Source organism: Microbacterium lemovicicum, assembly GCF_003991875.1.
Taxonomy (GTDB): domain Bacteria; phylum Actinomycetota; class Actinomycetes; order Actinomycetales; family Microbacteriaceae; genus Microbacterium; species Microbacterium lemovicicum.
This window is the reverse complement of sequence record NZ_CP031423.1, coordinates 408,651-421,080: the sequence shown is the minus strand read 5'-3', so window position 1 is coordinate 421,080 and position 12,430 is coordinate 408,651. Positions and strand designations below refer to the sequence as shown.

Annotated in this window: 8 protein-coding genes; 4 read left to right on the top strand and 4 right to left on the bottom strand. The window is 73.6% G+C overall.

Going from position 1 to position 12,430, the window contains the following annotated elements; genetic code table 11:
* Window positions 1-11 precede the first annotated feature (11 nt).
* Window positions 12-1,109 (top strand): threonine aldolase family protein, encoded by a 1,098-nt coding sequence (locus CVS47_RS01955; protein ID WP_127094580.1) that lies wholly within the window; start codon window positions 12-14, stop codon window positions 1,107-1,109.
* A gap of 54 nt (window positions 1,110-1,163) precedes the next feature.
* On the opposite strand, the gene CVS47_RS01950 is transcribed toward CVS47_RS01955, so the two are convergent.
* The 4 genes from CVS47_RS01950 to CVS47_RS01935 all read right to left on the bottom strand — a co-directional run bounded on the left by CVS47_RS01950 (window position 1,164) and on the right by CVS47_RS01935 (window position 4,839).
* A complete protein-coding gene (locus CVS47_RS01950; protein ID WP_127094579.1) occupies window positions 1,164-2,021 on the bottom strand; it encodes an ABC transporter permease in 858 nt (285 codons plus the stop codon).
* On the bottom strand, window positions 2,008-2,988 hold the full coding sequence (locus CVS47_RS01945) for an ABC transporter ATP-binding protein (protein WP_127094578.1): 981 nt from the start codon (window positions 2,986-2,988) through the stop codon (window positions 2,008-2,010). Before CVS47_RS01945 ends, CVS47_RS01950 begins: the two co-directional genes overlap by 14 nt.
* A gap of 4 nt (window positions 2,989-2,992) precedes the next feature.
* Window positions 2,993-4,102, bottom strand: coding sequence for a LolA family protein (locus tag CVS47_RS01940; RefSeq protein ID WP_127094577.1), 1,110 nt, complete (start codon window positions 4,100-4,102; stop codon window positions 2,993-2,995).
* Window positions 4,103-4,176: 74 nt separating this feature from the next.
* Window positions 4,177-4,839 (bottom strand): NUDIX hydrolase family protein, encoded by a 663-nt coding sequence (locus CVS47_RS01935; protein WP_127094576.1) that lies wholly within the window; start codon window positions 4,837-4,839, stop codon window positions 4,177-4,179.
* Window positions 4,840-4,898: 59 nt separating this feature from the next.
* Here CVS47_RS01935 and CVS47_RS01930 point away from each other — a divergent pair, with 59 nt between their 5' ends.
* From CVS47_RS01930 to CVS47_RS01920, 3 genes are all read left to right on the top strand, one after another.
* Entirely contained in the window at window positions 4,899-5,558 is a 660-nt protein-coding gene (locus tag CVS47_RS01930; protein WP_127094575.1) for an alpha/beta hydrolase, read from the top strand.
* Window positions 5,559-5,841: 283 nt separating this feature from the next.
* The gene (locus CVS47_RS01925; RefSeq protein ID WP_127094574.1) at window positions 5,842-7,437 is read left to right on the top strand and encodes an ABC-F family ATP-binding cassette domain-containing protein; all 1,596 of its coding nucleotides are present in this window, start codon (window positions 5,842-5,844) and stop codon (window positions 7,435-7,437) included.
* Window positions 7,438-7,499: 62 nt separating this feature from the next.
* Entirely contained in the window at window positions 7,500-12,416 is a 4,917-nt protein-coding gene (locus tag CVS47_RS01920) for an Lhr family ATP-dependent helicase (RefSeq protein WP_127094573.1), read from the top strand.
* Window positions 12,417-12,430 lie beyond the last annotated feature (14 nt).

Here is a 12,430-nt window from a genome sequence, read left to right as displayed (position 1 = left end):
AGGCTGGGTGGGTGACGCACTCGCCCCTCCATGACACGGCCGTCCGCGGCTTCGCCTCCGACAACTACTCCGGCATCCACCCCGAGGTGCTGGAGGCGATCTCGGCCGCCGTCGGCGGACACCAGATCGCGTACGGCGAGGACGTCTACACCGCCCGACTCCAGGAGGTCATGGCCCTGCACTTCGGCGACGGCGTCGAGGCCTTCCCCGTCTTCAACGGCACCGGCGCCAACGTCGTGGGCCTGCAGTCGATGCTCCCCCGCTGGGGCGCCGTGGTCGCGGCCTCCACCGCGCACATCAACGTCGACGAGGGTGGCGCCCCTGAGCGGGTCGCCGGCATCAAGCTCCTGACCGTGCCCGCCGAGGACGGCAAGCTCACCCCCGAGCTCATCGACCGCGAGGCCTGGGGCTGGGGCGACGAGCACCGGGCGCAGCCGCTGGTGGCCTCCATCACCCAGTCGACCGAGCTCGGCACCGTCTACACGGTCGAGGAGATCCGCGCGATCGCCGACCACGTCCACAGCCTCGGCATGCGCCTCCACCTCGACGGTGCGCGCATCTCCAACGCCGCGGCGTCGCTCGGTGTGCCGCTGCGCGCCTTCACGCGCGACGCGGGCGTCGACGTGCTGAGCTTCGGCGGCACCAAGAACGGCGCGATGCTGGGCGAGGCCATCGTGGTGCTCGATCCCGAGGCATCCACCGGTCTCACGTTCCTGCGCAAGCTCAACATGCAGCTGTCCAGCAAGATGCGGTTCGTCTCGGCGCAGCTCATCGCGCTGCTCGAGAACGACCTGTGGCTGCGCAACGCGACGCACTCCAACGCGATGGCCCAGCGCCTGCGCACCGCGGTCGAGGCGGGTCTGGCCGACGGCTCGATCGCCGGCGTCTCGTTCACGCAGCCGACGCAGTCCAACGGCGTCTTCGCGACCCTGCCCGACGGCGTCGCCGATCGCCTCCGCGAGCGCTTCCGCTTCTACGACTGGGATGCCGCGCGCAACGAGGTGCGCTGGATGTGCTCTTTCGACACCTCCGAGGAGGACGTCGACGCGTTCGTCTCCGAGCTCGGGCACCTCACCACCGGCGCCCGCGGCGGCGCGACCGGCGGCTGAACGCCGCTCGCCGCCGACCGCGGCCATCCGCCGGGCCCGCAGCCGCGGCATCCGTCAGCTCAGGATGTCCTTGCGCGACAGGCGCAGCATCGCGGCCGCTCCGAACACGACGATGTAGGCGCCCTGCAGGAGCGCGTTCGAGACGAACGAGTCCCACACGACCGGCGCCCGCAGCAGGTCGGCGAAGTCGAGCCAGCGGTCGGTGAAGAGCCAGGGATGCAGCGCGTCGAGCTGCGGGATCGCGCCGATGATCTGCGCCGTCACCGCGAGGATCGCCGTCGCGGCCATCGCCCCGATCGGCACCGAGGTCAGCGTGGAGAAGAACAGGCCGATCGCGGACAGGCCGAGGAGCGACACCGCGACGTACGCCGCGATGGCCAGCAGCCGCAGCAGCCCCTCGCCGATCGGCACCTGCGCGCCGGACAGCAGCGTGACGGGTCCGATCGGGAACAGCGCGAGACCGACGAGCGTGCCGACCAGCACGACCGTGAGGGACGCGACGATGCCGAACACCGCTGCGGCGAGGTACTTGACGATCAGCAGCCGCACGCGACCGGCCGGAGCGATCAGCAGGTAGCGGAGCGTGCCGTGGCTCGCCTCCCCCGCGATCGCGTCGCCGGCGGCGACGCTGACCGTCAGCGGCAGGAACAGCGGGATCGCGACGGTCACCGCGGCGAGTCCGACGAACAGTCCGTTGTTCGTGATCTGGTCGAGGAACGCCGGGCCGCGTCCCGGGGAGGAACCGCCCACGAGCTTCAGTGCGACGCCGATGAGGACCGGGATGAGCGCGAGCGCCGCGAGCATGGCCCACGTGCGCCACCGCCGGAACTGCGTCGACAGCTCGTTGCCGAGCAGCCGGAGCGTGCCCCAGCCCCCGGAACCGGCCGACCGGCCCGTCTCAGGCGACGACATCGAAGCCCTCCCCGGTCAGCTGTACGAACCGCTGCTCCAGGCTCTGCCCCAGCAGCTCGAAGCCGCGCACGCGCACACCGCGCTCGACGAGCGCGGCGACGAGGTCCTCGGCGACCGTGTCGGCCGCCAGTACGCCGGTGACGACGTCGAGATCGGATGCCGCGTCCCCGGCGTCGGTCGTCACGCCCCGCTCCGAGAGCACGGCCCGCGTGGCGTCGACGTCGGGGGTGCGCACGCGCACGCGCGGCAGTGCGCCGGCGCCGCGGAAGTCGTCCAGCGTGCCCTGCGCGACGAGCCGTCCGCCGCTCATCACACCGACGTGGCTGCACAGCTGCTCGATCTCGGCGAGCAGGTGGCTCGAGACGAACACCGTGGTGCCGTCGGCGGCGAAGGAGCGGATGAGCGCCCGCACCTCGCGCGTGCCCTGCGGGTCGAGGCCGTTCGTCGGCTCGTCCAGCACGAGGAGCTCGCGCGGCATCAGCAGGGCGTTCGCGAGCCCGAGGCGCTGCTTCATGCCGAGCGAGTAGGCGTGCGCCTTCTTCTTCGCGGCGTGCGTCAGACCGACCCGTTCAAGCGCCGCGGCGACGCGGGCATCGCGCGTGCGGGGGGCGGAGTGCCGATCGGCCGCGTCGAAGCGGCGGAGGTTCTGCTCGCCGGTGAGGAACGGCGCGAAGGCCGGGCCTTCCACGAGCGCGCCCACGCGCGGAAGCACCGCGTCGAGGGCCGCCGGCATGTCCTCTCCCAGCACCCGCGCCTCGCCCGACGTCGAGCGGAGCAGACCGAGCAGCATCCGGATCGTCGTCGTCTTCCCCGATCCGTTGGGTCCGAGGAAGCCGAACACCGAGCCGCGCGGCACGGCCAGGTCGATGCCGTCGACGGCCGTCTGCGCTCCGAAGCGCTTGGTCAGCCCGACGGTCTGCACGGCCAGGCCGTCATCGGACGAGCCGGCCGTGTCGGCGGTCGTCACGGACTCAGCTGCCGGTCTGGGCGGCCTCGACGAGACGGTCGGCCGGCACGGCGCCGACGAGCACGCGTCCGTCGTCGGTGAGCACGACGCTGAGGAGTGACGTCTGCAGCACGCGCCCGCCGTCGACCGCCGTCGTCACGCTGTTCAGCATCGCGCTCTGCGAGGGATCGAGGTCGGCCAGCGCTCCCGAGCCGCGGGAGGGAAGCTCGGCGACCGCCGACCAGCCCGTGCCGAAGACGGTCGGGGCCGTGGCATCCGCCGGCTTCTTCGCGTGGTCGCCGTCGGGCAGGGCGATGTCCTTCTGCGTGACCTGGACGTCGTCTCCGGGCGTGAACGCGAAGACGGAGGCGTCGGGCGCCGAGAAGTCGACCTGCGTGAACCCTACGGAGAACGCGGGGTCGGAGGCGCCGCGCGCGGTGACGGATGCGCTCAGGGCCACGCCGGTCTCGCCGTCGATGGCGAACCGAAGCTCCCCGACGAGCGTGTCCTGGCTGCGCGGGGTGAGGACCAGCTCGTACACGTCGCGACCGGCGACCCGCCCGTCTGCGCCGACGGTGACGTCGGTGGTCTCATCGAGCTTCGCCAGCGCCTGGTCGAGCATCGCCTCGGGCGTGGGCAGCGTCGTGTCGGTCGGAGCCGTGTCGTGCTGCCTCGCGTCGGGGAAGGAGAGCTGCGTCGCCGTGCGGGTCTCGCTGTCGACGAACCAGGCCTGGTCCGATGCGCCGTCGACGTAGACGTTGCGCTCGCCGAGCTGGTCGAGCACCTGCACGCGGGCGCTGTCGCCGCTCAGGTAGACCTTGGCGGTGTGCGACCCGGTGACCAGTTCGAGCAGATCGTCGGCGTCGGCCGCGGAGGCCCCGTCGTCGGTCGAACCGGCGAGCGAGCCGAGGTCGGGCAGGCCGAGATCGGACGACTGCTCGACGGTGCCGCTCAGCGCGGTCACGTCGCTTGCCGCGGCGAAGGCGAGCAGCTCGGCCGGCGTCTTGTCGGGCAGGTCGGTCGCGCCGCTGGCGGCGACCGGGACGAGGATGGCGGCGCCCACGAGCACCGGGACGCCGACGGCGGCGGTCCAGGTCAGCGCGCGGCGGCGGGCGGCTCGGCGGGCAGGACTCATGCCTTCAGGCTACGCCGGTGCGGGCGCCGCGTCCGCGGTCACACCCAACACACAGCCAGTGAGGAGGACGCGTGTCAGCGCAGGGCGCCGACGCTGGCCAGCGCCAGTCGCACGAGCGTGCCCCTGCCGCCCTCCATCTCGGCGGAGAGGGTGTCGGATGCCGCCTCCTGCGGTGACATCCAGGTGACCTCCAGCGCGTCCTGGCGCGGCTCGCACGTGCCGGTGACCGGCACGACGAACGCGAGCGACACCGCGTGCTGGCGGTCGTCGTGGAAGGCGGTCATGCCGGGGAGCGGGAAGTACTCGGCGACCGTGAACGGGTTCGGCTGCGGCGGCAGGAGCGGGAAGGCCATGGGCCCGAGGTCGTTCTCGAGGTGGCGGAAGAGCGCGTCGCGGATCGACTCGCCGTAGCGCACCCGCCCACTCACGATGGTGCGGGTGATCTCGCCCATCGGGGTCGCGCGCAGCAGGATGCCCACATCGGTGACGGCCCCCATGCCGTCTGTGCGCACCGGGATCGCCTCGACGTAGAGCATCGGGAGGCGACGGCGCGCCTCGGCGAGCTCCACCTCGCTGAGCCACCCGGGATTGGCCGCGCTGCCGCGATCGGGCGAACCGAAGCCGCCGTCGTTGAGGTCGCGGGGGCCCTGGCCTGCCCTCATGCCCGAGAGCGGATCACGGCGGGCGCCCTCGTCGTCGCGGTCGTTCGGGTCGGGATCGGGTGTGCGCACCGGCATGCCTCTTGTATACCTCACGGCTCCGATCGGACGTCGGCGGCGGCTGGGAGGATGGGCGCATGGCCGCCGATTCCGACACCGCTCCCCTGGATCCGTCCGCCGTGCTCTGGTCCGCCGAACCCGGCGACCGCGCCGGGCGTCCGCTGCTCGTGCTGCTCCACGGCTACGGCGCCGACGAGCGCGACCTGTTCGCCCTCGCGCGCCTCCTGCCGGAGGAGTTCGCCGTCGCCGCGCCGCGGGCGCCGCTCGCTCCGCCGTGGCCGTCGCCGGGGCACTCCTGGTATCCGATCGGGGGCCTCGACGGCCGCGACCCCGGGAGGGTGACCGCCGCCGCACGCGGAGTACTGCGGTGGCTGGATGCCGCGGCATCCGGCTCTCGCGTCGGACTCCTCGGGTTCTCGCAGGGCGCCGCGGTGGCGCTGCAGGCGCTCCGGCTCGACCCCGGGCGCATCGACTTCGTCGTCAACCTCAGCGGCTACGTGGCGCCGGGCGACCTCCCGGGCGACGACGCCCTCGCCGAGCGGCGTCCGCCGGTCTTCTGGGGCCGAGGCACCGCCGACGACGTGATCCCCCTCGCGCTGGTGGACCACACGGCCGAGTGGCTGCCGAGCCGCGTCGACCTCAGCGGCCGGGTGTATTCGGGCCTCACCCACAGCGTCTCCGACCAGGAGATCGACGACGTCAACGTCTTCCTCCGCAAGCGCCTCGACGAGGCCTAGGACTCTGCGGGGCGGTCGCCGAGGAGCGGATGCCGCGGCATCCTGCCCCTGGAATCCGGCGCGCACCTCGGGTATCGTGGCCACGCTCCTGTCCCGAGTGTGAGGAATGACAGTGACCCTGATCGTCGCGAACGCGCAGTGACCACGCGCTGATCGTCGATCCCGACGCGTCTGCGCCCCCTCCCGCGCTGACCGTCGATCCCGCCGCCCCGGCTGCCACGGCTCTTCGCCGCGCCGGTGAGCCGCCCCGATGTCGTCAGTGCCCGCACGACTCGGAGCACGCATGTCACATTCCTCCCACCACCCCTCCATCGTCTTCGACCGGCTCTCGTACCGATGGCCCGACGGCTCCGCCGCCCTGACCGGGGTGTCGGGCGCGCTCGGCGGCGGGCGGACGGGCCTCATCGGCCGCAACGGCTCGGGCAAGACCACGCTGCTGCGCCTCATCGCCGGCGAGCTGCAGCCCACGTCGGGCACGGTCGTCGCGTCCGGCGACGTCGCCGTGCTGCCGCAGCATCTGACCCTCGACGTCGGGCGGTCCGTCGCCGCGCTGCTCGGCATGGAGGAGGTGCTCCGCGCCGTGCGCGCCGTGGAGTCCGGCGACGTCGACGCCGGACACTTCGACGTCATCGGCACGCAGTGGGACGTCGAGGCGCGCGCCGCGTCCGCCCTCGTGGACGCCGGGCTCCCGCCCGACGCCCTGGACCGTCCCGTCGGCTCGCTCTCGGGCGGCGAGGCGGTGCTCGTGGCGCTGGCCGGCATCCGCCTGCGCGCCGCGCCCATCACGCTGCTGGACGAGCCGACCAACAATCTCGACGGCGACGCCCGGGCGCGGCTCGCGACGATGGTCGGCGGATGGCGCGGCGCGCTCGTGGTCGTCAGCCACGACGTCGCCCTCCTGGACGTCATGGACGCCACGGCCGAGCTGCACGAGAGCACCGTGAGCGTGTTCGGCGGGCCGTACAGCGCGTGGCGGGCGTGGATGGACGGCGAGCAGGCGGCGGCGCGACAGGCGGAGAAGGCCGCACGGCAGGTGTTGCGGCGCGAGAAGCGCGAGCGCATCGAGGCCGAGACGACGCTGGCCCGCCGCCGGCAGATGGGCAGCACGGCGTACGCCGAGAAGCGGGAGCCGCGCATCGTGATGAACGCGCGTCGCGGGGCCGCCCAGGTGTCGGCGGGCCGACTGCGCGGCGAGAAGGCCGACCGCGAGGCGGCGGCGCAGCGCGCTCTCGACGTGGCCGAGCGGCGGGTGCGCGACGACGCGCGCATCCGCATCGATCTGCCCGACCCGGATGTGGCGGCGGGCCGCCGCCTCGCCGCGATCGGCGACGGCACACGGGAGTGGGTCGTGCAGGGACCCGAGCGGGTGGCGCTGACGGGGCCGAACGGTGCGGGCAAGACGACGCTGCTCGAGCATCTGGTGGCGGGGCGGAACGCGTCGGGCACGACGCTGCACACCGACCGGGTCGGCTACCTGCCGCAGCGGATGGACGGGCTCGACGACGGCGCGTCCGTGCTCGAGAACGTCCGCGCCGCGGCGCCCGAGGTGCCCGCCGGCGACGTGCGCAACCGTCTCGCGCGGTTCCTCCTGCGCGGCGACGTCGTCGACCGGACGGTCTCGACCCTCTCCGGCGGCGAGAGGTTCCGCGTCGCCCTGGCCCGGCTGCTGCTGGCCGATCCGCCGCCGCAGCTGCTGGTGCTCGACGAGCCGACGAACAGCCTCGACCTCGACACGGTCGACCGGCTCGTCGAGGCGCTCGAGGCGTACCGGGGCGCCGTGGTCGTCGTCAGCCATGACGACGTGTTCCTGACCCGCCTCGGCCTCGACCTCCGGCTCCGCCTGGACCCGGACGGCTCGCTGACGGAGCAGGCCGCGTGACCTCGCGACGGGCGTTCTCCTCCCACCGCCCCGATGTCGGAGGAGACGACCAAGATAGAGGGATGACCGACGTGCTCGAGCGTTTCGGACCGGCGACGGCGGACTGGTTCCGCGGCGCGTTCCGTGCGCCCACGACGGCACAGGAAGGTGCCTGGACGGCCATCTCCTCGGGCAAGCATGCGCTCGTGGTCGCCCCCACCGGCTCGGGCAAGACGCTGTCGGCGTTCCTCTGGGCGATCGACCGGGTCTTCCGCGAGAAGGAGCCGACGACGGATGCCGCGGCCGCCGCTCCCGTGCGTCGCGCACGCGGTGCGCCCAAGCCGCCGCCCCCTCCGCCGGCCACGCGCATCCTCTACATCTCTCCGCTCAAGGCCCTCGGCGTCGACGTCGAGCGCAACCTCCGCTCACCGCTGGTGGGGATCGGGCAGTCCGCCCGCCGCCTCGGCATCCCCGTCCCGCAGGTGACGGTGGGCGTGCGCTCCGGCGACACCACGTCGTCCGACCGCCGCAAGCTCGTGGCCGATCCACCCGACATCCTCATCACGACGCCCGAGTCGCTCTACCTCATGCTCACCAGCGCGGCGGGCGAGACGCTCGCGGGCGTGCACACGGTGATCATCGACGAGGTGCACGCCGTCGCGGCCACCAAGCGGGGCGCGCATCTCGCGGTGAGTCTGGAGCGCCTCGACGACCTGCGCGCCCAGCTGGGTCCGAGCACCGCGCCCGCCCAGCGCATCGGCCTGTCCGCCACGGTGCGGCCGATCGACGAGGTGGCACGGTTCCTCGGGGGCTCCGCTCCCGTCGAGATCGTGGCGCCTAAGGCGACGAAGGCGTTCGACCTGCAGGTCGTCGTGCCCGTCGACGACATGCTCAACCCGCCCCCGGCACCCGGACAGGCCGCTCCGCCCGCCGCCCCCGCGTCGACGGCGGACGACGGCGACGGCGACTGGTTCGGCGGCGACTCCCGCATCCGCTCCGAGAACACCGAGGTCACGGGGTCCGTCTGGCCGCACGTCGAGGAGGCGATCGTCGACCGCATCCTCGCGCACCGCTCGACGATCGTCTTCTCGAACTCGCGCAGGCTGGCCGAGCGCCTCACCGGTCGCCTGAACGAGATCTACGCCGACCGCCTCGGGCTCGAAGCGCCCGACGCGACCGTGCCGGCAGCCATGATGGCCCAGACGGGCTCCAGCGCCGGGGCGGAGCCCGTGCTGGCCAAGGCCCACCACGGGTCGGTCTCGAAGGAGCAGCGGGCCCTCGTGGAGGAGGAGCTGAAGGCCGGCCTCCTGCGCTGCGTGGTCGCGACCTCCAGCCTCGAGCTCGGCATCGACATGGGCGCCGTCGACCTCGTCATCCAGGTCGAGTCGCCTCCGAGCGCGGCCTCCGGCCTGCAGCGGGTCGGCCGCGCCGGCCACCAGGTCGGCGAGGTCAGCCGGGCGGCGCTCTTCCCGAAGCACCGCGGCGACGTGCTGCACACCGCGATCGTCACCGAGCGGATGCTGGCCGGGCAGATCGAGGCCATCTCGGTACCGCAGAACCCGCTCGACATCCTCGCCCAGCAGACCGTCGCGGCCTGCGCTCTCGGGTCGATCGACGTCGAGGGCTGGTACGAGACGGTGAAGCGCTCGGCGCCGTTCCGGAGCCTCCCGCGCTCCGCCTACGAGGCGACGCTCGATCTGCTGGCCGGCCGCTACCCGTCCGACGAGTTCGCCGAGCTGCGGCCGCGTCTGGTCTGGGATCGCGATCAGGGCACGCTCACCGGCCGCCCCGGCGCGCAGCGCATCGCCGTCACGAGCGGCGGCACCATTCCCGACCGCGGCCTGTTCGGCGTGTTCATCGCCGGCGAGTCGCAGAACGCGCGCGTCGGCGAGCTCGACGAGGAGATGGTCTACGAGTCGCGCGTCAACGACGTCTTCACACTCGGCACAACGAGCTGGCGCATCGTCGAGATCACGCACGACCGCGTCAACGTGCTCCCCGCCTACGGCCAGCCCGGCAAGCTGCCGTTCTGGCACGGCGACGGACTGGGCCGTCCCGCGGAGCTCGGCGAGGCGCTCGGCAAGTTCTCGCGCGACCTGCTGTCGGCCCCGCGCGAGAAGGCGGTCGCGCGGCTGCAGGAGTCGGGGCTCGACGAGAACGCGGTCGGCAATCTGCTGGCGTACCTCGACGAGCAGAAGGAGGCCACGGGCACCCTCCCCACCGACAAGAACCTGACCGTCGAGGTGGGTCGCGACGAGGTCGGCGACTGGCGCATCATCCTGCATTCCCCGTACGGCATGCAGGTGCATTCGCCGTGGGCGCTGGCGGTGAACGCACGGATCCGGGAGCGTCTCGGGGTCGAGGGCTCCGCCGTGGCCAGCGACGACGGGATCATCGCGAGGGTGCCGGATGCCACGGCCGAGCCGCCAGGCGCGGAGCTTTTCGTCTTCGATCCCGACGAGCTCGAGCAGATCGTCACCGACGAGGTCGGCGGCTCCGCGCTGTTCGCATCGCGCTTCCGCGAGTGCGCGGCGCGTGCGCTGCTCATGCCGCGCATGAACCCCAACCGCCGCAGCCCGCTGTGGCAGCAGCGCCAGCGCTCGGCGGCGCTTCTGGAGGTGGCCAAGCGCCATCCCACGTTCCCGATCATCCTCGAGACGCTCCGCGAGGTGCTGCAGGACGTCTACGACCTGCCCGCCCTCCTGCGCATCGCCCGCGGCATCGGCGAGCGCCGCATCCGGCTCATCGAGACCACGACCACTCAGCCGTCGCCCTTCGCCCGCGACCTGCTGTTCGGCTACGTCGGCGCCTTCATGTACGAGGGCGACTCGCCGCTGGCCGAGCGCCGGGCCGCGGCGCTGTCGGTCGACCCGGCGCTGCTGAGCGAGCTGCTGGGCAAGGTCGAGATGCGCGAGCTGCTCGACCCCGACATCATCGCGCAGTACGAGCGCGAGGTGCAGCGCCTCGACCCCGACCGCCGCGCCCGCGGCCTCGAGGGCGTCGCCGACCTCCTCCGCGTGCTCGGCCCGCTCGATGCTGCCGAGGTGGCGCAGCGCCTCGAACCCGACGGCGCCACGCCGAGCGACCCGGCCGCCCCGCTGCACGCGGCCCCGGCGGCGACCGCCTCCGCGCCGGCCCTCGGGGACGCCGACGCGACCGTCTCGCCCGACGATGTGCGCGCCCTCGATCCCGCCGACGACGGCTCGACCGAGGAGCCGGCCCGGCGGCCCGACCCCGGTACGGCGGACGTCGCGACCGCGGCCGCCCACCTCGACGCCCTCGTCGAGGCGCGACGCGCCATCCGCGTCACGATCGCCGGCGTCGACCGCGTCGCCGCCATCGAGGACGCCGGCCGCCTGCGCGACGCACTCGGGGTCGCGCTGCCCGTCGGCATCCCGAACGCGTTCCTCGAGCCCCTGCCCGACCCGCTCACGGACCTCGTCGCGCGCCACGCGCGCACGCACGGGCCCTTCACGGCCGACGCCGTGGCGTCGCGCTTCGGCATGGGTGTCGCCGTCGCCCGCCAGGCCCTGCAGCGCCTCGAGGGGAAGGGCCGCGTCACGAGCGGGTACTTCCTCCCCGAGCCGCACACGGGGTCGGCGACGCGCTCCGCCGACGATCAGGAGTGGTGCGACGCCGAGGTGCTGCGGCGGCTGCGCATGCGATCGCTCGCCGCGATCCGCGGCAGCGTCGAGCCCGTGCCGCCCGAGGCCTTCGCGCGCTTCCTGCCGGTCTGGCAGCACGTCACGCGGCGCCTGGAGGGCGTCGACGGGGTGGCGGCGGTCATCGAGCAGCTCGCCGGCGTGCCCATCCCGGCGAGCGCCTGGGAGTCGCTGATCCTCCCGTCCCGCGTCGCCGACTACTCGCCGACCATGCTCGACGAGCTCACCGCCACCGGTGAGGTCGTCTGGTCCGGCCACGGCTCCCTCCCCGGCCGTGACGGGTGGATCGCCCTGCACCCGGCGGATGCGGCATCCCTCACCCTCGTCGTGCCCGACGATGAGATCGACGCCGACTCCCTGGAGGAGCGCGTGCTGCAGTCGCTGGCCGGGGGCGGCGCGTACTTCGCCGCGCAGCTGCGCCAGCTGACGGATGCCGCGAACGAGCAGTCGGTCGTAGAGGCCCTGTGGAACCTCACGTGGGCGGGCCGCGTGACCAACGACACGTTCGCGCCGATCCGGACGCTGCTCGGCGGCGGCGCGCAGACGCATCGCGTGGCCCGGAAGGCTCCGCGTGCGCGGCTGTACCGCGGCACGACGCTCTCCCGTCCCACCGGCACGACCCCGCCGCGCCCGCCCGCGATCGGCGGACGGTGGTCGGTGCTGCCCGAGGTGGAGCCCGACCCGACCGTGCGCGCCACCGCGTCGGCGAGCCTGCTGCTCGACCGCTACGGCGTCGTGACGCGGGGCTCGGTGCAGTCGGAGGGTCTGCCGGGCGGCTTCGCGCAGGCGTACCGCGTGCTCGCCGGATTCGAGCAGGCCGGCCACTGCCGCCGGGGCTATGTCATCGAGAAGCTCGGCGCTGCGCAGTTCGCCGCGTCCACCACGGTCGACCGGCTCCGGGAGTTCGCCGCGCTCCCTGACCCGGCGCCGATGCGCGCCGTGACGATGGCCGCCACCGACCCCGCCAACCCCTACGGCGCGGCACTTTCGTGGCCGGCGTTGGCGGGCGTCACCCACCGACCCGGGCGCAAGGCGGGCGGGCTGGTCGTGCTCATCGACGGCGAGCTCACGCTGTACCTCGAGCGCGGCGGGAAGTCCGCACTCGTCTTCACCGACGACGAGCAGCGTCTCGCCGCGGCCGCCCGCGACCTCGCCGGCACGGCCCGCGCGCGCCGGCTCGACACCCTGACCATCGAGCAGGTGAACGGTGCGTTCGTCTACGGCACGCCGTCGGGCCGGGCGCTGCGCGACGCGGGCTTCGTGGAGTCGCCCCGAGGGCTCACGCTCCGCCGCCAGACGGCTGCGGCAGCGGCGGCCGCTGCGCCGTCTCGGGCCTGAGCGGGAGGAGCGAG